The organism is Amycolatopsis sacchari (genome assembly GCF_900114035.1).
Taxonomy (GTDB): Bacteria; Actinomycetota; Actinomycetes; order Mycobacteriales; family Pseudonocardiaceae; genus Amycolatopsis_E; species Amycolatopsis_E sacchari.
Genome location: NZ_FORP01000003.1, coordinates 336,906 through 358,440, shown reverse-complemented (window position 1 = coordinate 358,440; position 21,535 = coordinate 336,906). Strand labels below are relative to the sequence as shown.

Genomic DNA, 21,535 nt, shown 5'->3' with positions numbered 1-21,535 from the left:
AGCTGCACAGTGATCGCATCATCGTGGCTGCTGGTCGCGTTCCCGGCTCTGGGTGCGTTGATCCTGCTGGCCGGGGGGCGGCGCACGGACGCGTGGGGGCACCTGCTCGGCTGTGTCACGGTCATCGCGTCGTTCGCGTACGGGCTGGCGTTGTTCTTCGGCAGCGACGGTCACCCCACCGACACGACGTTCTACTCGTGGTTCCCGGTCGGCAACCTCACGGTCGACTTCGGGTTCCGCATCGACGCGCTGTCCCTCGTCTTCGTCCTGCTGATCACCGGTGTGGGTTCGCTGATCCACATCTACTCCATCGGTTACATGGCGGACGACGCGAACCGGCGGAAGTTCTTCGGGTACCTCAACCTGTTCGTCGCCTCGATGCTGGTTCTGGTGCTGGGCAACAACTTCATCACCCTGTACCTCGGCTGGGAGGGTGTCGGTCTGGCGTCGTACCTGCTCATCGGGTGGTACACGGACCGGCCGTCGGCGGCGACCGCCGCGAAGAAGGCCTTCCTGATGAACCGCGTCGGTGACGTCGGCCTCGCGTTGGCGATCTTCCTGATGTACAAGTACCTCGGGACGGTCAGCTACGCGGGCGTGTTCGACCGCATCGGCGACGCACCAGCCGGCGTGATCACCGCGATCGCGATCCTGCTGCTGCTGGGTGCGTGCGGCAAGTCCGGTCAGTTCCCGCTGCAGGCCTGGTTGCCCGACGCCATGGAGGGCCCGACCCCGGTGTCGGCGCTGATCCACGCCGCGACGATGGTCACCGCGGGGGTGTACCTGGTCGCCCGCGCCAACCCGATCTACAACGAGACCGAGAGCGGACGGCTCATCGTCACCCTCGTCGGCGCGGTCACGCTGCTGATCGGGTGCATCATCGGCTGCGCCTACGACGACATCAAGAAGGTGCTCGCCTATTCGACGGTGAGCCAGATCGGCTACATGATGCTCGCCGTCGGGCTCGGGCCGTTCGGCTACGCGCTGGGCATCATGCACCTGCTGACGCACGGCTTCTTCAAGGCCGGGCTGTTCCTCGGTGCCGGTTCGGTCATGCACGGCATGAACGACGAGGTCGACATGCGCAAGTTCGGCGGGCTGTACAAGCGGATGCCGATCACCTTCGTGACGTTCGGCCTCGGTTACCTCGCACTCATCGGGTTCCCCTTCCTGTCGGGCTACTTCTCCAAGGACGCGATCATCGAGGCGGCGTTCGGCCAGGAGGGCTGGCGCGGCTGGGTGTTCGGCCTCGCCGCGATGCTCGGCGCCGCGCTCACCGCCTTCTACATGACGCGCCTGGTGCTGATGACCTTCTTCGGCAAGGAACGCTGGAAGGAACTCAAGAGCAGCGACGGCCGCGAGTTCCACCCGCACGAGTCGCCGAAGGTGATGACCGTGCCGATGATCATCCTGGCGATCGGTTCCGTCGGCGCCGGCGCGTTCCTTTCCCTGGGTTCCCGGTTGTCCGACTGGCTCGAACCGGCGCTGGGTGAACTCGGCGAGGCCGAGCACACGGCGATCCCGCACTCGTTGATCCCGTGGTTGACGGTCCTCCTCTCCGCACTGGGCGTGCTCGTGGCGTGGCTGGTGGTCGGGCGCCGGGACACCCCGGTCGAGCGGCCGCAGAACGTGTCCGGCCTGGTCCGGGCGGCCAGGAAGGACCTCTACGGCAACGCGCTGAACGAGGCGCTGGTCGCCACTCCGGGCATGTGGCTCACCCGGTTCTCGGTGTACCTGGACAGCCGGGGCGTCGACGGCGCCGTCAACGGTCTCGCCGCCGCGCTCGGTGGCGGCTCCGGGCGGCTGCGGCGCCTGCAGACCGGGTTCGTCCGCTCGTACGCCCTGTCCATGCTGGCCGGTTCGTTCGTACTGGTCGCGGCTCTGCTGTTGGTGAGGTTCTCATGACCTGGGTACTGGCCCTCATCCTGTTGCCGCTGGTCGGCGCGCTCGTCCTGTGCGGGCTGCGCAGGAACGACCGGCTGGCCGTGACGGTGGCGCTGGCGTTCTCGATCGTCGAGTTCCTGCTGATGATCCCGATGTGGGCGACCTACCACCCCAGCGGTGACCGCCTGCAGCAGACCACGTCGATGGACTGGATCCCGACCTTCGGCATCCACATCGCGTTCGGCGTCGACGGCATCGCGCTCATCATGATCGCGGTGATCACGTTCCTGGTGCCGATCGTGATCGGCGCGCTGGGCACCGCGGACAAGCTGCCCGAGGGGCGCAGCGCGGGCGGGTACCTCGCGCTGATCCTCGTCCAGCAGGCGCTGACGATCGCGGTGTTCGCCGCCACCGACGTGTTCCTGTTCTACGTGCTGTTCGAGATCATGCTGATCCCGATGTACTTCCTCATCGGCGGCTACGGCGGCGCGAACCGGCAGTACGCGGCGGTCAAGTTCTTCCTGTACTCCTTCCTCGGCGGGCTGATCATGCTGGCCTCGGCGATCGGCGCGTACTCGCTCGCCGCGGACAAGCTGGGCAAGGGCACGTTCGACTGGGCCACCCTGGTCACGGTCGTCAGGGACGCCCCGACGAGCACGCAGATCTGGCTGTTCCTCGGTTTCTTCCTGGCGTTCGCGATCAAGGCGCCGCTCGTGCCGTTCCACACCTGGCTGCCCGACGCGGCGGGCGAGGCGCCCATCGGCGTCGCGGTGCTGATCGTCGGCGTGCTGGACAAGGTCGGCACGTTCGGTCTGCTGCGCTACAACCTGCCGATGTTCCCCGAGGCCAGCAAGACCCTCGCGCCGCTCGTGCTGATCCTGGCGGTGATCGGCGTGCTCTACGGCTCGATCCTCGCCGCGGGGCAGCAGGACATGAAGCGCTTCGTGGCCTACGTGTCGATCGCGCACTTCGGGTTCATCGCGCTGGGCATCTTCGCCTTCACCCAGCAGGCGACCGTCGGCTCGGTGACCTACATGCTCAACCACAGCCTGGCGACGGGCATGCTCATCGTCGTGCTGGGCCTGGTCATCGCGCGCGGCGGCTCGACCCGGATCTCGGACTACGGCGGGATGTACAAGGTGACTCCTCTGCTGGGCGGGATGCTGCTCATCGCGGGTCTGTCCACTTTGTCCTTGCCGGGTACCAACTCCTTCGTCAGTGAGTTCCTGGTGCTGCTGGGCTCGTTCGAAACCCAGCCGGTGTACGCGATCCTCGCGACCGTCGGCATGGTGCTCGCCGCCGCTTACGTGCTGTGGCTCTACCAGCGCATCATGACCGGCCCCGTCCGGGGCGACGCGCTGGTCGGTGCGGGTGGCGGGCCGGGAACCGCCATCGCGCCCGAACTCGGCGCCAGGAAGAGCATCCGGGATCTCGGCGGCAAGGAGCTCGCGATCCTGGTTCCCCTGGTCGTGCTGATCATCGGACTCGGCTTCTACCCGAAACCCGTGCTCGACACGGTGGGACCGTCGGTGCAGGCCACGCTTTCGGCCGTGCAAGGAGGGCACTGAAAGTGATCCACGTGCTGGCCCAGCAAGGGCAGATCGCGACGCCGCAGATCGAGTACGCGGCGATCCTGCCGGTGCTGATCATCCTCGCGGCGGGCTGCGTCAGTGTGCTGTTCGAGGCGTTCCTGCCGCGGCACATGCGCTGGCCGGGACAGGTCGTGTTGTGCCTGACCGCGCTGGTCGCGGCCGGTGTCTCGCTGGCCGTCTACGTCAGCGGCTCGCCGGTGGCAGGGCTGACCACCCTCGCCGGAGCGGTCTCGGTGGACAAGCCCGCCCTGTTCCTGTGGGGCACGCTGCTCGCACTGGCACTCGGCGCGGTGCTGTTGATCGCCGACCGGTCGGTCGAGCCGGGGGGCGCGTTCGTCGCCCAGGCGGCCATCCGGCCCGGCACGTTCCAGGACCGGGCCCAGGTGGGTTCCACCGGGATGCAGACCGAGGTCTTCCCGCTGACGCTGTTCGCGCTCGGCGGCATGATGACCTTCTGCGCGGCCAACGACCTGCTGACGATGTTCATCGCGCTCGAGGTGCTGAGCCTGCCGCTGTACCTGATGTGCGGGCTCGCCCGCCGTCGCCGTCTCCTCTCCCAGGAATCGGCGGTCAAGTACTTCCTGCTCGGTGCCTTCTCGTCGGCCTTCTTCCTGTACGGCCTCGCGCTCCTCTACGGCTACGCGAACTCGGTGAAGCTCGCCGACATCGCGCACGCCGCCGCCGGCTCCGACCGGTCGGACATGATGTTGTTCGCCGGTATGGGCCTGCTCGTGGTGGGCCTGCTGTTCAAGGGGTCGGTCGGGCCGTTCCACACCTGGACGCCGGACGTCTACCAGGGCGCGCCGACCCCGGTGACCGCGTTCATGGCCGCGTGCACCAAGGTCGCCGCGTTCGGCGGGATCCTGCGGGTGCTGACCGTCGGGTTCGAGTCGACGAGCTGGGAATGGCGTGGCGTGCTGTGGGCGGTCGCGATCGTGTCGATGGTGATCGGCGCGGTCCTCGGCCTGACGCAGACGGACGTGAAGCGCATGATCGCGTACTCGTCCATCGCCCATGCCGGGTTCCTGCTGGTGGGCACGCTCGCGATGACCGACCAGGGGCTGTCGGGCACGCTGTTCTACCTGCTGGCCTACGGCTTCACGACGCTCGCCGCCTTCGGGGTCGTGTCGCTGGTGCGCGACTCCTCCGGCGAGGCGACGCATCTGTCCGCCTGGGCAGGGCTGGCGAAACGTTCGCCGGTGCTCGCCGGCGTGTTCACGTTCCTGCTCCTGGCACTCGCCGGAATCCCGCTGACGAGTGGGTTCGTCGGGAAGTTCGTCGTGTTCTCGGCCGCGCTGCGGGACGGGATGGCGCCGCTGGTGGTGATCGCGCTGGTGTTCAGCGCCGTCGCGGCGTTCTTCTACCTGCGGGTGGTGGTGCTGATGTACTTCTCGCAGCCCGCGCCCGAGGGGCCGACCGTCAGCGTGCCGGGGGCGTTCACCACCGCCGCGATCACGCTCGGGGTGATCGTCACGCTGCTGCTCGGCGTGGCGCCTTCGTTCGCGCTCGGCTGGGCGGGGGCCGGCACGTTCGCTTTCTGACGCGGTAGGCGAAGCACGGGGCGTCTGGGGCCGGTGAGGCCCGGGCGCCCCGTTTTCGTTGGCGCGCAAGGCGGAGAGCACGTCGTCGTACGAGCAGGTGTGTTTGTGCACGGTCGTCTGGCGGGGCGGCTCGCCGCAATGGCAGCCGAGCAGGCCGAGGTGGCGCAGCTTCGCCAGGTGTCTGCGGGCGAGGCCCCGGGTTCGGGCCTCGGCCAGCTCGGTGCGGAAGGCGTCTTCGGCACGGGGTGCGGCGCTGCGGGTGCGGATCGGGAGGGTGTTCAGCTCGGCCATCTCTTTTCCTTTCCGGGGAGATGGTTCGAGCATGCCGGGAGTGGGGGCGGGGTGGGGAACAGAATCGGATTCTGTGGATGGGGGAGGGGGTTGTGGAGAACTTCGCTTTGGTGCCCCTGGGCTGTGGAGAACTGGGAGGGCTGTGGATAACTCTGGGGATTCTGTGGATTAGGTGGGGGATTGAGGGGAGGGGTTGTGGATTGTTCGGGGTGGGAGGGGGTGGCGGGGGTGAGGGGGCTGGTGGGAATGCTGGGAATGGGACGGTGGGGGAGGTTTTTGGGGCTGGTGTGGCTGGTGGGGTTTGGGTTTGGTGGTCCTGGGGTGCGGGGTGCGGGGTGCGGGGTGCGGGGTGCGGGGTGCGGGGTGCGGGGTGCGGGATGGGTGGAGTGGCCTGGCAGCGGGGGCAATAGTCAGGAAAGGGCGGGGTAGGCGGGGCAGGGAATCGTGAGCTGGGGAGTTGGGCCGGAGTGGGCCGGGGAGCCGGGGGCAGGGTGGGCCGGGAAGAGGGAACGGGTGAGGCAAGGCCAGAGTGGGGGGCCTAAGGCGAGAGGGCAGGGGACGGCACTAGGGCGGGAACCGGTATGCGGGGGCCAGGAGGACCTGGGCCCCGGCCGGGAGCCGGGAGAATCGGACCTGACGCGCCAGGGGTAATCGCTCAATCAGGGCCATTCGACCTGCTGGTGGGGCCTCGACGGAGCGGGCCTCACCGCCTCTGTGGCCCAACCGGACCAGGCCCAATCGCCTTCGAGGCTCCGGCGCCTCTGCGGTCCAACCGCCCCGGCCGGGCCAGGCCCCGCCGGGCCAGGCCGAACCGCCTCGCGGCGCCGACCGCCTCTGCGACCCATCCGCCTCGCGGCCCAACCGCCTCTGCGGCGCATCCGGCTTGGAGCCCATCCGCCTCCGGCGCAACGGCTCTGCGGCCCATCCGCCTTCGCCGCAACTGCCGCGCCGCCCCGGGCTAGTCGGTCACGGCACTGGCGCCGCCGCGTGGCGGGCCGTCGGCAAATTCCTGCTGTTGCTGATCAGCTGGGCTGCCAGGTCGTCCACGCAGGCTGTGAAGTCCTGGTCTCCCGGCTCCTCCGCCAGCGACTCCAGCAGCCACACCCGCCACGCACCGACCAGGCGGGCGAACGTGTCCGTCCCCAGGCCCGTGAACCGGTAATGCCCGTCGGCCTCCGAGAGGTGGCCTGAATCCACCAGCTGGGCCGCCGTGGGCTCGAAAATGCCCGGCGGCACAGCCGTCCCCGAGGAGAGTTCCTGCAGGGTCGCATCACCGTCGTCGGCGCTGTGTCGATAAATCTGCACCAGCAGCCAGGCCTGTGCATAACTCAACCGCACCCCCGAACGCGCCAGGATCGCCGGGCCCGGGTCCGCCTGCTGGCGCCGCCACAGGCTCGCCACCACGCGCTCCAGCTCCTGCCTCGAACTCCCCGAACCCGGTTCGGAAAAACCGCTGCTCTCCGCTGCCACGGCACGAGCCGCATCGCGCAGGGGGACCTCCTTCAGGAACAGGGCCACGACGAACGCGACCAAGCCGATCGGCGCGGCCACCAGGAACATCGTCTGTATCGCGTCCACATAGGACGACACGCTCGGCGTCGCGGGCAGGCGGCTGCTGAAGATCGTGCCGAACACCGCCACCCCGAACGAACTGCCGAGCGTGCGCAGGAACGAAACCCCCGACGTCGCCACCCCGAGATCCTCGTAATCGCTCGTGTTCTGGACCACGATCGTCGGCACCTGCATGCAACAGCCCAGCCCCAGACCGAGCACCACCATGAACCCCGACGTCACCCAGAACCCCGTCCCGGCGTCCAAAGTGGACAACAGGAACAGGCCAAGCGCCATCACGAGCGAACCCGCCAGCGGGAACACCTTGTACCGCCCCGTCCTGCTGATCACCATGCCGCTCACCAGCGACGTGACCAGCAACCCCACCACCAGCGGCAGCATCCGCAGCCCCGACTCCGTCGCGCTCGCGCCCTGGACGCGCTGCAGGAACGTGGGCAGGTACGTGATCCCGCCGAGCATCGCGAAACCCACCACGAAACTCAGCACGCTCGCGACCGTGAACACCCGGCCGCGGAACAGGCGCATCGGCAGCATCGGCTCCGCCGCGCGCTGCTCCACCAGCACGAACAGCACCAGCAGCACCACCGAACCCGCCGCCATGCCGAGGATCACCGGCGACGTCCACGCGTACTCGGTGCCGCCCCAGCTCGTCACCAGCGTCAGGCCCGTCGACGCGAGCGCGATCAGCAGGATCCCCAGGTAGTCGATCCGCGGCCGGGTCGCGCCGCGCACCGCCGGCAGCGCGAACGCCGCCACCAGCACCACCACGACGCCGAGCGGGATGTTCACGTAGAACGCCCACCGCCAGCTGAGGTGGTCCACGAACAGGCCGCCGAGCAGCGGACCCGCCACCGTCGCCACGCCGAACATCGCGCCGATGACGCCCTGGTACTTCCCGCGCTCCCGCAGCGGCACGACGTCCGCGATCACGGCCGACGACGTGACCATCAGGCCGCCGCCCCCGAGCCCCTGCACCGCGCGGAACACGATCAGCCACAGCATCGAATCGGCCCAGCCGGAGAAGAACGAGCCGACCAGGAACAACAGCACGCTCGCGAGGAAGGCCTTCTTGCGGCCGAACAGGTCCCCGAACTTGCCGATCAGCACCGTCATGATCGTCTCGGCGAGCAGGTACGCCGTGACGACCCACGACAGGTGGTTCACGCCGCCGAGGTCCGCGACGATCGTCGGGAGCGCGGTGGAGACGATGGTCTGGTCGAGGGCCGCCAGCAGCATCCCCAGCATGATCGCCGCGACGACGCTGTGCTGCCTGTTCCTGCTGGTCACAGCCCGAAGGCTAGTTCCGGAACCGGTTTCCCGGTGGGCAGCTCACCCGAAGGGGTTCATCCCGGTTGTCACCTTCGTCACCGAGGCCCTGCCCCGGCGGCCCTCCGTGCCGTCCTGCCTTGCCATTACGCTGGTGAGGACCGTGGTGAAGTGCGAAAGGGCAGGGGAACGTGTCGGTTCAGAGTGGCACCATCGAGGATCTGCGCGCGAGCGTGGGCCTGCGGATCGCCGATGAGCAACTGCTGCGCACGCTCGCCGGCGGGCTCACCGACGTCGAGAACCTGCTGCGGGAGACCGCCCGCAGCGACGTCAAGGCCGTGCACGAGGCCGCGTCGCACCTCGTCGAGGCCGGTGGCAAGCGCTTCCGCCCGCTGTTCACGCTGCTCGCCGCCCAGTTCGGGGAGGGCAACCACGACGGCGTCGTGACCGCCGCGGCCGCTGTCGAGCTGGTGCACCTGGCGACGCTGTACCACGACGACGTGATGGACGAGGCCACCATGCGCCGGGGCGCCCAGAGCGTCAACGCGCGCTGGGACAACACGGTCGCGATCCTCACCGGCGACTTCCTGTTCGCGCACGCCTCGCGGCTCGTCTCCTACCTCGGCACCGACGCGGCCCGGATCATCGCCGAGACCTTCGGCGAGCTGGTCACCGGGCAGATGCGCGAGACCGTCGGCCCCGGCGACGGCGAGGACCCCATCGCCCACTACCTGAGCGTGATCGCGCAGAAGACGGGTTCGCTGATCGCGACCGCCGGCCGGTTCGGCGGCATGATCTCCGGCGCCCGGCCCGAGTACGTCGAGGCGCTCACGCGGTTCGGCGACATCATCGGCACCGCGTTCCAGATCTCGGACGACATCATCGACATCGCGTCCCCCTCGCACGAGTCCGGCAAGACGCCCGGCACCGACCTGCGGGAGGGCGTGCGCACCCTGCCGATGCTGTTCGCGCTGGCCGACCCCGCCACCGACCCCCGGCTGGTCGAGCTGCTGGCCGCCCCGATCACCGACGACGCGCTGGTCGAGGAGGCGCTCGGGCTGCTCCGGGCGTCCAGCGGCCTCGACCAGGCCATGGCGACGCTGTCCGACTACGCTCGGCGAGCGAGGGTGGAATTGTCCGCGTTGCCGGCGTCGTCGGCGCGCGACGCGTGCGAGTCCGTCGCCGACTACCTGGTGGCACGGACCCGCTGATCCCGCTCCGTCCGTCATGAGTGGGCCACCGCGGTGTCACTGACAGTGGTACCGAGAACGGTGGGGAAAGAAAGGACAGCTCGATGTCCCTGTTCGGGCAGGTGTGGCTGTGGAGCGCGGCGGCGTTCGTGCTGGGGGTGCTGCTGACCTGGTTGCTGCTCGTCCGGCCCGCGCAGGCGCGGAACCGGTCGCTCGAGCGGCAGCTGCTGGACGCCAAGAACGCCGCGCCGGAGCGTCGGTCCGCGGCGCCCACCCGCACCCTCGACGAGCCGGACACCGGGACGCGCGCGCTCGACCCGGAACCGGTGCAGCCGACCCGCGCCTTCGAGCCGGAGCCGGAACCCGAGCCCCTGCCGGAGCCGGTGTGGCACGAGCGGGACAGCTTCGGCGGACGGGTGCCCGAGCACGACGAGTCGGACGCCGAGAAGACGTCGATCTTCACGCCGTACCCGCAGGAGGCCGAGCGCGGCTCGCTGTTCGCGCCGGACGCGGAGGCCGAGCGGGGCTCGCTCTTCGAACCGGGTGGTGAGCCGGACCGCGGTTCGCTGTTCGACCCCGTCGCGGAGGAGCGCGAGCCGCACGAGTTCGCGCACCAGCGGGAAGACGTGTACGCCGACGAGCACCCGTCGGGTTTCCACGCCCGCCTGGAGCCGGAGGACGAGCACGAGCACGGCTCCCTGTTCGAGCCCGAGGAGAGCTACGGCGCGCACGCGGCCGTGGACGAGCCGCCCGCCTACGCCTTCGGCAACGACGACGACGCGCGTGCCGACGACGAGGCGCCCGCCGAATCGACGGCCGTGCTGCCCCGCCGCCAGCCGCGCTCGACTCCGCCGAGCAGCTTCGAGCCGCCGCGGCCTTCGGTGCGGTCCATCGAGCGGCGCGAGCCCGCGGTCGGCGAAGGCGGGCGCAGCGGTTCGCTGTTCGAGCCCGCCGTGCGGCCGAACGCGGGAGCGCACGCGGCACCCGAACCCGCCGCGCCGGCCCCGCCGCCCGCGCGGACGCCCGTGTCCGACGCCAGCGTGCCGCCGGGGCCGTTCGGTCCGGGGTCGGCGATGCCGCGGCCCGGCGGCGGACGGCCTTCGGACGAGTTCACGGTCAAGGCGAGCGTCACCGCTCTGCGGTACTGCACCGAGGAATCGCCGCAGTTCGCGCGGATGATCGCCGAGGTGTGGTTCCGCTCCGCGGCCGACGCCGAGCGGGTCGGGTTCCGGCCGCTCTCCTGACGATCAGGCGACGACGGTCCAGGTGTCCTTGCCGGTGAGCAGGGACTGCAGGTTCGGGGCCTTCGCCTCACGGGCCTGCTCCACCTGGGCCCGCGCCTGGTCGTCGTACGTCGGGCGGTCCACGTCGCGGAAGATGCCGACCGGCGTGTGGTTCAGGTTCTGGTCGCCGAGGCGGGACAGCGCGAACGCGTACGCCGTGTCGGAGATCGACGGGTCGTGGACGACGAGGTTGTCCTCGCCGATCTCCGACACCTTGCCGATCTCGAAACCGCCCCAGCCGGTCGCCGTGACGCCGTACTCGGCCTCCGGCCCGAAGCGGATCGGCTCGCCCGCGCGCAGCGGGATCAGCCGCTGGGCCGCCTCGTCCTTGTCCTTCAGCACGTCGAACGCGCCGTCGTTGAAGATCGGGCAGTTCTGGTAGATCTCCACCACCGCCGAACCGCGGTGCCGGGCGGCCGCGGTGAGCACCTCCGTGAGCCCGGCGCGGTCCGAGTCCAGCGCGCGGCCGACGAACGTGGCCTCCGCACCGAGGGCGAGCGACACCGGGTTGAACGGGGTGTCCACCGAACCCATCGGCGTCGACTTGGTGACCATGCCCTGCCCCGACGTCGGCGAGTACTGGCCCTTCGTCAGCCCGTAGATCCGGTTGTTGAACAGCAGGATCTTGATGTTGACGTTGCGTCGCAAGGCGTGGATGAGGTGGTTGCCGCCGATCGACAACGCGTCGCCGTCACCGGTCACGACCCACACCGACAGGTCGGGGCGCGTGGTCGCCAGGCCCGTCGCGATCGCCGGCGCGCGGCCGTGGATCGAGTGCATCCCGTACGTGTTCAGGTAGTACGGGAACCGCGACGAGCAGCCGATGCCCGAGACGAACACGATGTTCTCGCGCTTGAGCCCCAGCGTGGGCAGGAACGACTGCACCGTGTTGAGGACGACGTAGTCACCGCACCCGGGGCACCACCGCACCTCCTGGTCGGACTTGTAGTCCTTGGCCTTCTGCGGCTCGTCGGTGTGCGGGACGAGGTCCAAGCCGCCGACGGTCGGCAGGCCCAGCTCGGTCGCGGTCATGCGGGCACAACCCCTTCGATCAATTCGGTGAAGACGTGCTGGAGTTCTTCGGCCTTGAACGGCAGGCCGGCGACCTTCGTGTAGGAGTGCACGTCGACCAGGTACTTCGCGCGCAGCAGCAGCGCGAGCTGGCCGAGGTTCATCTCCGGCACGATGACCTTGTCGTAGCCGGCGAGGATCGCGCCGAGGTTGCGGGGGAACGGGTTGAGGTGCCGCAGGTGCGCCTGCGCGATCGGGATCCCCGCCTTGCGCACGCGGCGGCAGGCGGCGCCGATCGGGCCGAACGTCGAGCCCCAGCCCAGCGCGAGCACGCGGGCCTTGCCCCCCGAAGGATCGTCGACCACCAGGTCCGGCACGTCGATGCCGTCGATCTTGCGCTGCCGCAACCGGACCATGTGGTCGTGGTTGTCCGGGTCGTAGGAGATGTTGCCCTTGCCGTCGGCCTTCTCCAGCCCGCCGATGCGGTGCTGCAGACCCGGCGTGCCGGGCACGGCCCACTCGCGGGCCAGCGTCTCGGGGTCGCGGACGTAGGGCCAGAACTCGCCGGAGCCGTCGGCCGCGTTCGGCTGCGTCGCGAACTCCACGCGCAGGTCGGGCAGGCTGTCGACGTTCGGGATCAGCCACGGCTCCGAGCCGTTGGCGTTCGCGCCGTCGGACAGGATCAGCACCGGCGTGCGGTACTTCAGCGCGATCGAGGTGGCTTCGAGCGCGGCGTTGAAGCAGTCACCGGGGGACTGCGGCGCGATCACCGGCACCGGGGACTCGCTGTTGCGGCCGAACATCGCCTGCAGCAGGTCGGCCTGCTCGGTCTTGGTCGGCAGGCCCGTCGAGGGGCCGCCGCGCTGCACGTCGATGACCACCAGCGGCAGCTCCAGCATCACGCCGAGCCCGATCGTCTCCGACTTCAGCGCGATACCGGGGCCGGAGGTGGAGGTGACGCCGAGCGCGCCGCCGTAGGAGGCGCCCAGCGCGGCGCCGATCCCGGCGATCTCGTCCTCCGCCTGGAAGGTGATGACGCCGAAGTTCTTGTGCTTGGACAGCTCGTGCAGGATGTCCGACGCCGGGGTGATCGGGTACGTGCCCAGCAGCACCTGCAGCCCGGCCCGCTGCCCGGCCGCGACGATGCCGTACGCGAGCGCGGTGTTGCCGGTGATCTGGCGGTACGTGCCGGGGGCGAGCTTCGCCGGGGCGACCTCGAACGTCGTCGCGAAGGACTCCGTGGTCTCGCCGTAGTTCCAGCCCGCGCGGAAGGCGAGGATGTTCGCTTCGGCGATGTCGGGCTTGCGCGCGAACTTCTCGCGGAGGAACTGCTCGGTGCCCTCGGTCGGCCGGTGGTACATCCACGACAGCAGCCCGAGCGCGAACATGTTCTTGCAGCGCTCGGCGTCCTTCTTGCCGAGCCCGGTGTCGGCGAGCGCGCCCTGCGTCAGGGTCGACATGGCGACCTGGTGCACCTGGAAGGCGGACAGCGAGTCGTCCTCCAGCGGGTTCGAGTCGTAGCCGACCTTCGTCAGGTTGCGCTTGGTGAACTCGTCGGTGTTGACGATCAGCGTGCCGGCGGGCGGCAGGTCGCCGATGTTGGCCTTGAGCGCGGCCGGGTTCATCACCACCAGCACGTCCGGCCGGTCGCCTGGGGTGAGGATGTCGTAGTCCGCGAAGTGCACCTGGAACGACGAGACGCCGGGGATCGTGCCCTGTGGCGCGCGGATCTCCGCCGGGAAGTTCGGCAGGGTCGCGAGGTCGTTGCCGAACGCGGCGGCCTCGGAGGTGAACCGGTCGCCCGTCAGCTGCATGCCGTCGCCGGAGTCACCGGCGAAGCGGATGACCACCCGGTCGAGCTTGGAGACCTCGGTCTGACGGGTTGCCGACAACGCGCCGTTGCCATTGGCATTCGTGCTCATAGGTCAGGGAATCCCTCTCTCCCGACTTGGCCTGTCCTCGGTGACATCTCGCGCCGGGCGCACCTCCGCCGATACCTCCACCTTACTGGGGATATTCGCACGAGTCTCGGGGTGTGACCTGGGGCACCTCGCCCCCGGCGTTCACATGCTGAGACCCGCAGGTCAGGCGCCGGGTGTGGGCGGCCGTTCGAGGAGCCGCGACAGCACGACGGTCGACACCGTGCGGTCGATGATCTCCAGGCCCCGCAGGCGTTCTAGCGCCGTCTCCAGCTGGTGGATGTTCGCCGCGCGCAGGTGCACGATCGCGTCGGCCGCGCCGGTGACCGTGTACGCCGCGACGACCTCGGGCAGCGGCTCCAGGCGGGCGCGGATGCGGGCGGGTGGCACGTTGCCGCGGCAGTGCACCTCGACGAAGGCCTCGGTGCCCCAGCCGAGCGCCTCCGGGTCGACGACCGCGGTGAAGCCGCGCAGCACCCCGGTTTCGAGCAGGCGGTCCACCCGGCGTTTGACCGCGGGCGCGGACAGGCCGACCACCTTCCCGATCTCGGCGTAGCTCGACCGCGCGTTGGTCACCAGGCACGAAACGATTCGCTGATCCAGCGGGTTCACACGCAATGTTTAGCAGGTATGTGCGCAAGGAGCGGTGATTGATCGCCACTGAACCGAGTCATACCTTGAGAAGCATGAACCTCCGGGTGCCGCTGACCCGCCGCTACCTCATGTGCCCGCCGCGGTACTTCGCCGTGGACTACGCCATCAACCCCTGGATGGACCCGTCACAGCCGGTCGACGTCGGCCGCGCGATGGCGCAGTGGACCGAGCTGCGGGACACCTACCGCAGGCTCGGGCACACGGTGGAGGAGATCGAGCCGCAGCCGGGGCTGCCGGACATGGTGTTCGCGGCGAACTCGGGCACGGTGATCGACGGGCGGGTGCTCGGCGCGCGGTTCCGCGCGAAGGAACGCGTGCCCGAGGCGGACCACTACCGGCGCTGGTTCCTGGAGCACGGCTACCGCGACGTCGTGATGCCGTCCCGGATCAACGAGGCCGAGGGCGACTTCGCCTGGACGGGCCGGATGATCCTGGCGGGCACCGGGTTCCGCACCGACCCGGAGGCGCACGCCGAGGCGCAGGAGATCCTCGGCGTGCCGGTGCTGTCCTTGCGGCTGGTCGATCCCCGGTACTACCACCTCGACACGGCGTTGTTCGTGCTGAGCGAGGCGACGGAGTCCCGCCCGGCGCACATCGCGTACTACCCGGAAGCGTTTTCCGCCGGCTCGCGGCGCGTGCTGGCCCGGCTGTTCCCGGACGCGGTGCTCGCCGACGCCGCGGACGCGGAGTGCTTCGGGCTCAACGGCGTGTCGGACGGGCGCAACGTCGTGCTGCCGGTGGAAGCGACGGGACTCGCGGACCGCCTCGCCGGGCAGGGCTACGAGCCGGTGTTCGCAGACATCTCGGAACTCCGCAAGGCCGGTGGCGGGCCGAAGTGCTGCACGCTGGAGATCCGCAAGTAGGCGCTACGGCGTGAGCCGGTAGATGTGGTACGTCGCCTCGGTGCCGAAGTCGTCGGTCAGCTTGCCGCCCTCGACCGGGACCTGCCGGTTCTCGTACAGCACCTCCGCCTTCGCCGCGGACAGGCCGGTGGGCAGCGTCAGCGTCTTCTTGCCGGGCGCGGCGCCACGGCCGATCATGGCGAACACGTAGTAGGAGCCCTGGTACTCCTTGAGCATCGTGTCCATGTCCGGGGCGAAGGAGTACTCCAGGGACTGCGTGTTCAGCACCGGCGCGAGCTCGGTGATCCGGCGGTTGACCTCGGTGACCGCCGGGCGGATCGCGGCGCCACACCCGTCCCGCAGGACGTGCTGGGTGCGGCAGTCGCCACCGAAGTTGTGGTTGAAGTAGATGACGCCGCGGGCCCCGTGGATGAGCGAGTTCACGACGGCGCCGGAGAGCTGCTCCGGGGTGATCGTGGTCCGGTACTTCTCGAACGGCGCACCGTCCTCGACGAAGGCGTAGACCGGCTGCCGCTTGCCGTCCATCCCGTCGAGCTGCCGCATCCGGTCGATCGTGAAGCCGTAGGACGCCGACAGGTGGCACACGTTCGCGGGCGTCTTGGTCAGCTCGCAGATGCCGTCGTCGGTGTACCAGTAGGTGTCCATCGACGCGGTGTCGGTGTAGTCGAGGAAGCGCGCGGCCAGCTGGTCCTTGATGAAGAACTCCATGCCGTAGCCGAAGTTGGCGTAGCGGGCGCGGCCGTCGTGCTGCGGCAGCCGGTCGCGCAGCGTCTGGAGGACGGTGTACCCGCACAACGCGGATTCCGGGACGCAGATCTCGCCTTCGCCCGGGTACTTCCCGGTCCACGGCGCGTCACCCTCGTGGCCCCACAGATCGACTTCGTCGGTGAGCAGCCAGCCGACCGTCTCGTCCCCGTACCCGGGCAGCTGGGTGCTGGGGATCGCGTACATGCCGTTGGCGCGCACGAGTGAGAGGTCGCTGGACTGCGTCAGCTCGAAGTAGGTGTTGATGCCCGCGGCCTTGTCGAGGTCGACGTCCCGCTGGGAGGTGACGGCCTCGTACCAGACGCCGATGGGGAAGAACCGGGGATCCGTCCAGGCCGCCATCTTGGGGAACTGGCGGTAGTACTCCGGACCGCCCTCCCACGGCACGCGGGGCAGGTCGCGCACGCTGACGGCGGCCGGTTGCGGGGGCGGGCCGGGCACTTCGCGGTAGGCGAGCAGCCCGCCGACCACGGCCACCGCGATCGCCAGCGTGAGGGCGGACCACACGCCCCGCCGCCTCATCCGGATTCCACCAGGCGCACCAGCTCCGCCGCGCGGGACCGCCACGAGTAGGTCAGCACGGACTCCCGCAGCCGCTGGGCGGGCTGGGGCGCGCCGTGCGCCAGGCTTTCCCTGATCGCGGCGACGAACTCGGCCGGCCCGCGGGCGACGCGTACGCGGTCGCGGTAGGCCGCCAGCTCCTCGAAGTCGGTGCTCACCACGGGCAGTCCCAGAGCGAGGTATTCCTTAAGCTTGATGGGGTTGGAATGACGGATCCATTCGTTGTCGAGCCAGGGCATGAGCGCCACGTCGAATCCCGAACCGTAGGACGGGATCGTCGCATAGGGGCGGAAGCCCAGCCAGTGCACGTTCGGGTGGCGTTCGAAGCGGGACATGTCGTGGGTGGCGTCGCCGATGAGCACCAGCGAGCAGTCCGGCAGTTCGGTCGCGACGTGTTCGAGCAGGTCGAAGTCGACGAGGAAGTCGTCCAGCGCGCCGAAGAACCCGATGCGCGGACCGGGGATGGCGGCGAGGTCGGCGGGCAGTTCCGCGCGCGGCCGGAAGTGCTCGACGTCGACGCCGTGGTCGAGGAAGTACGCCCGCTCGCCGGTGCGCGCGTGCTCGTCCTCCAGCAGCGCGTGGCTGACGTAGAGGACGTGGTCGGCGTGGTCGAGCAGCGCGCCTTCGAGCTCCTCGATCGTGCCGCGGTCGGCCTCGGGGAACTCGGAGTGCCGGTCGGAGCGGTTGAACACGAGGGCCCGGCGGCGCATGGGTGCGACGACGTCCCAGGCGGTCGGGATGGTCGCGACGATCACCGGTTCCGGCAGCCGCAGCGCGGCACACACCAGCCGCACCTGACCGCGCACGAGCGCGGCGTTGACCCGCCGCAGCAGCGGTGAACCGTAGAACGGCAGCGGGAGCGGGGACATGACGTGGAAACCGGGCTCCGGGCGGCGCACGAACTTCGCCACGCTCCGCAGCTTGCGCAGGATCCGGCGGGTCACCTGGGTGCTGCGGCCGGGAGTGGGCATCCGCATGCCGATGCTGTTGACGATCAGCACGCGCCGCTGCCCCGCGACCGAGCGCATCAGCTGGAAGTCGGAGTGCGCCTGGTTGTGGTACCACCAGTCCTGCGCGGAGAAGCAGACGTAGCCGGGGGTGCGGTCGGCGACCGGCCACCGGCGAAGCCACAGCAGCTCACGCACCGCCCGCCGGTGCTTCGCGCCGCCGTCGCGACCACGCAGCAACGCTCGCGGGACTTCGTTGGCCAGTACGGCGAGGCGCATGCCGAGAGCGGCGAGGTGCCCGTCCCGCTCGCGGCGCAGGCGGACGCGGTTGGCCGCGGACAGCGCCCACAGTTCCGGCGAGGTGGACTGTTCGCCGCCGAGGTGGATGGCCACGGCGTCGGGTTCGAAGCGGACCAGGTAACCGGAATCGCCTGCGCGGAGAAGGTATTCCGTCTCCTCCGAGTACAGGAAGAACCGCTCCTCCATCGGCCCGAGGGCCTTGCGGCACTCGGCGGAGACGAGCCAGCACGCGCCTGTCGCCCAGTCCACAGTGGACCGGCGTGAGTAGGCCTTGGCGCCGATGACGAGTTCCCCCAGGGCCGGGATGCGGCCCGCGCGGGTACCGCCGAGCACGGCTTCGCCGAGGGCACGCAGAGTCGTCGGACGGCGGCGCAGGGACGGATGTGGTTCGCCGTCGGGGCCGAGCAGCAGCGGGACGGCGACGCCGGTGCCCGGTACCGCCAACGCCTCGCGCAGGGCCTTCACCGCGCCAGGTTCGAGGCGGACGTCGGGGTTGAGCACGAGGACGTCGCTGTCCCCGGCGACGGCGAATCCGGCGTTCACGCCCGCCGCGAAACCGTCGTTCGTCTTGCGGGCGATGATTTCCGCGTGCGGAGCGGTCTTGCGCACCACGTCGAGCGTGTCGTCCGTGGAAGCGTTGTCCACGACGATGATCCGCGCCGAGGGGATTCCCTCCAGCGCCTCGGTGACGGAGTCGAGGCAGTCGGCGACGATCCCGGCGCTGTGGTAGGTCACGATGACGACGGCGAGCGGCATGGGTGTCACGGCTCCACGGGGAGTGCGGTCGGGCGCGGTTCCACCTTCGCGGCGGCGCGGCGCAGCAGGGCGCCGGTCAGCAGCCGCACCGCGAACGGGGTGTCGTCCTGCAGGTAGCGCCGGGCCAGCCGGCGGGGTTCGAGCGCCAGGCGGTGCAGCCATTCCGCACCCATCCGCTGCACCAGTTCCGGCGCGCGGCGGAACTGCCCGGCCGCCATCGGGATGCCGGCGCCGCAGCCGAGGTACCACGCCGAGGGCAGGTCCGCGCGCACGCCGGCGATCAGCTCCTCCTGCTTGGGAAAACCGAGCCCGACGAGGACCAGGTCCGGCTTCGCTTCGACGAGCTTCGCGGTGACTTCGGCGCGGGCGGCGGCCGAACGTTCGAAGCCGAACGGAGGCGAGTCGGTGCCCGCGATCCGCAGCCCGGGGTAGCGCGACGACAGCACCTCCGCCGCTGCTTCGGGGACGCCGGGTTCACCGCCGAGGAGGTAAACCGAGCGGCCCGACCGCGCGGCGGCCTCGGTGAGGGAGAAGACCAGGGACGCGCCGGTGACGCGGTCGAATGCGCGGCCCGACGACAGTTTCGCCGTCCACACCACCGGCATCCCGTCCGCGACGACGAAATCCGCCTGCGCCACCAGTCCGGCGAGCCGCGGGTCCCTCGTCGTGGCACGCACGATGTCGACGTTGGCCGTGACGATCCAGCCACCGGCGCGGCGCTGCCAGCCGCCGATCACCTCGTCGACGATTTCGGTTTCGCTGAGCGGGGAAATCCTCACCGCCCCCACGGGGACCGTGGAGGTTTCGGCGTCCATCACGGGCACCTCTCGGTTTCTCGTTGCGAATGCGCCCGAAGAGTCGCCGGTGCGGCGAGAACGTTACAGCCGCAACGGAACGGGAGAGGAAGCGTTGGGAATCAACACGACCGGCGGTGCCGAACCGTCGGCGGGCACGGACAGGATGGAAGTTTTCTCACCGTTCTGCGGGGTTCGCGCGTAGGCGAGCGTGTTGTCGTCCAGCCACACCGACTGGTCGTCGATCCCGGTGGTGCCCGGCAGGATCCGCTCGGTGTTCGTGCGCAGGTCCAGCACGGCGACCTGCCACGGGCCGAGCCTGCTCACGCGCTTCTTGTACGCGATCCGGCTGCCGTCCGGGGAAAGCGACGGGCATTCCGCGTCCTGGTGGATGTCGTGCAGGGTTTTGGTGACCAGGTCGCCTTTCACCAACCAGGTGCGGTTCTGGGCGGCCATCGTCGCGTAGAAGGTGCGGTCGTCGGCCGCGACCGTCACGCCCCAGAAATTGCGGTCCGCCGGGGTGAAGACGTTCCCGTTGACCGTCGCGGTGAAGTCCTCCAGCGTCTCGACCAGTTCGCCGGACCGCAGGTCCAGCACGCCCGTGCGGGTCGAGAACCCGCCGGGCACGCTGTAGGAGTCACCGGTGACGAACGTCGTCCAGGCGACGATGTGCCCGGACGCGGAAACCCTGGCGCGGTTGGGGATCCCGGCCAGCCCCACCGTGCGGACGACCTTGCCGCCCGCGTCCAGCACGGCCGCCTCGTAGCTGGGGCCGACCCCGGCCAGCCGCAGGCACACCGTGGTGCCCGCGGCCGAGTAGACCCGCTGGCACTCCAGGGAAGTCGCCGTGCGGGGGCCGCCGGGGTCGCTCGCCCGCACCTGCTCCACCCGGTTGCGCCCGTCGTCCTGTTCGATGAACAGGAGGTTCCCCGCGGTCGGTGCCGCCGTGCCCGCCGCTGTGCCGCTCCGCCCGTCGACCGCCGCGTACACGACGTATCCGGCGCCTGCCAGTACCACCACGACGATGGCGGCGATCCCGGCCGCGATCCGGTGCCGCGCCAGCCATTCCTTCACGCTTCCCGCCTCTTCCCCCGCACCAGCAGGCCCGCGCCGACCAGCGCGGGCACGAACACCGAGAGCGTGATGAGCACCGAGGTCCCGGTGGCCAGGTTCGCCAGCAGAACACCGAACAACGACGACGAGATCAGCCGCGCGACCGCCTGCCCGGTCTGCACCACCGCGAGCCCGCTCGCCCGCAACGGCGCGGGCACGAGCGGCCCGGCGTAGGCCATCAGCACGCCGTCCGTGGCCGCGTAGAACAGCCCGTGCAACGCGAGCCCGGCGACCACGATCGGATAACCGCCGCCGGAGGTCAGCAACAGCGCGTACAGCCCGAGCAGGAGCACGTGCCCGGCGAAGAACACCGGCCAGCGGCCGATCCGGTCGGCCAGCCTGCCGAGCGGGATCGCGCCGAGGAGGAACACCAGCGCCGTGCCCAGCGGCAGCAACGGCAGCACCGACAGTGGAACCGCGGTGGTCTTCTGCAGGACCACGAACACGAAGGCGTCGCTGATCGTGGCCAGGCCCAGCAGCCCCGCTGCGAGCGTCGCGCGCCGCAACCGCCGGTCCCGCACCAGGCCGAGGCACGCGCGGAGCGAGACGGGATCCTGCGCGGGCAACGGTTTTCCGGTACCGGCGCCGTCCCGTACGAAAGCGGCCAACACGATGAGCCCCAGTGCGGCGAAACAGAAACTCACCACGAACACCGGGGAGGAACCGGTACCGAGCTGGCTCAGGATCCAGAACGTGATCAACGGGCCCAGCAACGCGCCGAACGTGTCCATCGCGCGGTGCACCCCGAACGCGCGGCCCAGCCGGTCGGCCGGGGTCGCGAGCGAGATCAACGCGTCCCGCGGCGCGGTGCGCAGCCCCTTGCCCGCCCGGTCCGCCGCGAGGACACCGCCGATACCGAGCCCCGAACCGCCCGCCAGCGGGAAGAGCAGTTTCGTCAGCGCCGAGGTGCCGTACCCGGCCAGCGCCACGAGTTTCGGCCGCCGGAGCCGGTCGGCGACGTAACCGCCGACGAGCCGCAACACCGCGGTGGCGCCGTTGTACAGGCCGTCGAGCAGTCCGAATTGGACGTAGCCGAGCTGCAGCGTGTAGAGCAGGTAAACGGGCAGGAAGGCGGTGACCATCTCCGCGGACACGTCGGTCAGCAGGCTCACCGCGCCCAGCGCGAACACCGTCGCGGGCAGGCGGCCGCCACGCTCCGTGCGCTCTCCGATGCCGGGTGGCGTGGAGCGGGAGGTCAAGTACACAGCTGCGTAGTCGGGAACGCGCGCGCGT

At 70.0% G+C, this 21,535-nt stretch carries 15 protein-coding genes; 6 read left to right on the top strand and 9 right to left on the bottom strand.

The window, feature by feature from the left end; all coding sequences use genetic code 11:
* Positions 1-9: 9 nt before the first annotated feature.
* The 3 genes from nuoL to nuoN are packed head-to-tail and all read left to right on the top strand — an operon-like array spanning position 10 to position 5,017.
* On the top strand, positions 10-1,905 hold the full coding sequence (gene nuoL / locus BMZ92_RS08355) for an NADH-quinone oxidoreductase subunit L (RefSeq protein WP_091505143.1): 1,896 nt from the start codon (positions 10-12) through the stop codon (positions 1,903-1,905).
* The gene (locus BMZ92_RS08350) at positions 1,902-3,452 is read left to right on the top strand and encodes an NADH-quinone oxidoreductase subunit M (protein WP_091505142.1); all 1,551 of its coding nucleotides are present in this window, start codon (positions 1,902-1,904) and stop codon (positions 3,450-3,452) included. Before nuoL ends, BMZ92_RS08350 begins: the two co-directional genes overlap by 4 nt.
* Positions 3,453-3,454: 2 nt before the next feature.
* Positions 3,455-5,017, top strand: a complete 1,563-nt coding sequence (gene nuoN, locus BMZ92_RS08345) for an NADH-quinone oxidoreductase subunit NuoN (protein ID WP_091505141.1) — start codon at positions 3,455-3,457, stop codon at positions 5,015-5,017.
* A gap of 1,257 nt (positions 5,018-6,274) precedes the next feature.
* Here nuoN and BMZ92_RS08340 read toward each other — a convergent pair.
* On the bottom strand, positions 6,275-8,167 hold the full coding sequence (locus tag BMZ92_RS08340; protein WP_091505140.1) for an MDR family MFS transporter: 1,893 nt from the start codon (positions 8,165-8,167) through the stop codon (positions 6,275-6,277).
* Positions 8,168-8,337: 170 nt separating this feature from the next.
* On the opposite strand from BMZ92_RS08340, the gene BMZ92_RS08335 reads away from it, so the two are divergent.
* Positions 8,338-9,357, top strand: coding sequence for a polyprenyl synthetase family protein (locus BMZ92_RS08335; RefSeq protein WP_091505139.1), 1,020 nt, complete (start codon positions 8,338-8,340; stop codon positions 9,355-9,357).
* Between the two features lie 83 nt (positions 9,358-9,440).
* Entirely contained in the window at positions 9,441-10,580 is a 1,140-nt protein-coding gene (locus BMZ92_RS08330; protein WP_091505138.1) for a sunset domain-containing protein, read from the top strand.
* A gap of 3 nt (positions 10,581-10,583) precedes the next feature.
* On the opposite strand, the gene BMZ92_RS08325 is transcribed toward BMZ92_RS08330, so the two are convergent.
* The 3 genes from BMZ92_RS08325 to BMZ92_RS08315 form a co-directional block, all read right to left on the bottom strand.
* Positions 10,584-11,651 carry a 2-oxoacid:ferredoxin oxidoreductase subunit beta gene (locus BMZ92_RS08325; RefSeq protein WP_091505137.1) on the bottom strand — a complete coding sequence of 356 codons (1,068 nt, stop codon included), beginning with the start codon at positions 11,649-11,651 and terminating at the stop codon, positions 10,584-10,586.
* The gene (locus BMZ92_RS08320) at positions 11,648-13,552 is read right to left on the bottom strand and encodes a 2-oxoacid:acceptor oxidoreductase subunit alpha (RefSeq protein WP_091505136.1); all 1,905 of its coding nucleotides are present in this window, start codon (positions 13,550-13,552) and stop codon (positions 11,648-11,650) included. The genes BMZ92_RS08325 and BMZ92_RS08320 overlap by 4 nt, the downstream gene beginning before the upstream one ends.
* Before the next feature lie 162 nt (positions 13,553-13,714).
* Positions 13,715-14,161 carry an Lrp/AsnC family transcriptional regulator gene (locus tag BMZ92_RS08315; protein ID WP_091505135.1) on the bottom strand — a complete coding sequence of 149 codons (447 nt, stop codon included), beginning with the start codon at positions 14,159-14,161 and terminating at the stop codon, positions 13,715-13,717.
* A gap of 74 nt (positions 14,162-14,235) precedes the next feature.
* Between BMZ92_RS08315 and ddaH the strand changes: the two genes are divergently transcribed.
* The gene (gene ddaH, locus BMZ92_RS08310; RefSeq protein ID WP_177228587.1) at positions 14,236-15,066 is read left to right on the top strand and encodes a dimethylargininase; all 831 of its coding nucleotides are present in this window, start codon (positions 14,236-14,238) and stop codon (positions 15,064-15,066) included.
* A gap of 3 nt (positions 15,067-15,069) precedes the next feature.
* Here ddaH and BMZ92_RS08305 read toward each other — a convergent pair whose 3' ends face one another.
* The 5 genes from BMZ92_RS08305 to BMZ92_RS08285 form a co-directional block, all read right to left on the bottom strand.
* Positions 15,070-16,353: a hypothetical protein gene (locus BMZ92_RS08305; protein WP_091505134.1), complete on the bottom strand. Its 1,284-nt coding sequence runs from the start codon at positions 16,351-16,353 to the stop codon at positions 15,070-15,072.
* Positions 16,350-18,395, bottom strand: coding sequence for a glycosyltransferase (locus BMZ92_RS08300; RefSeq protein WP_091505133.1), 2,046 nt, complete (start codon positions 18,393-18,395; stop codon positions 16,350-16,352). Before BMZ92_RS08300 ends, BMZ92_RS08305 begins: the two co-directional genes overlap by 4 nt.
* Before the next feature lie 5 nt (positions 18,396-18,400).
* The gene (locus BMZ92_RS08295) at positions 18,401-19,210 is read right to left on the bottom strand and encodes a WecB/TagA/CpsF family glycosyltransferase (protein WP_091505221.1); all 810 of its coding nucleotides are present in this window, start codon (positions 19,208-19,210) and stop codon (positions 18,401-18,403) included.
* 63 nt (positions 19,211-19,273) lie between these two features.
* Positions 19,274-20,263, bottom strand: coding sequence for a TolB-like translocation protein (locus tag BMZ92_RS08290; RefSeq protein ID WP_091505132.1), 990 nt, complete (start codon positions 20,261-20,263; stop codon positions 19,274-19,276).
* A complete protein-coding gene (locus tag BMZ92_RS08285) occupies positions 20,260-21,507 on the bottom strand; it encodes an MFS transporter (protein WP_425425799.1) in 1,248 nt (415 codons plus the stop codon). Before BMZ92_RS08285 ends, BMZ92_RS08290 begins: the two co-directional genes overlap by 4 nt.
* Between the last annotated feature and the right edge of the window lie 28 nt (positions 21,508-21,535).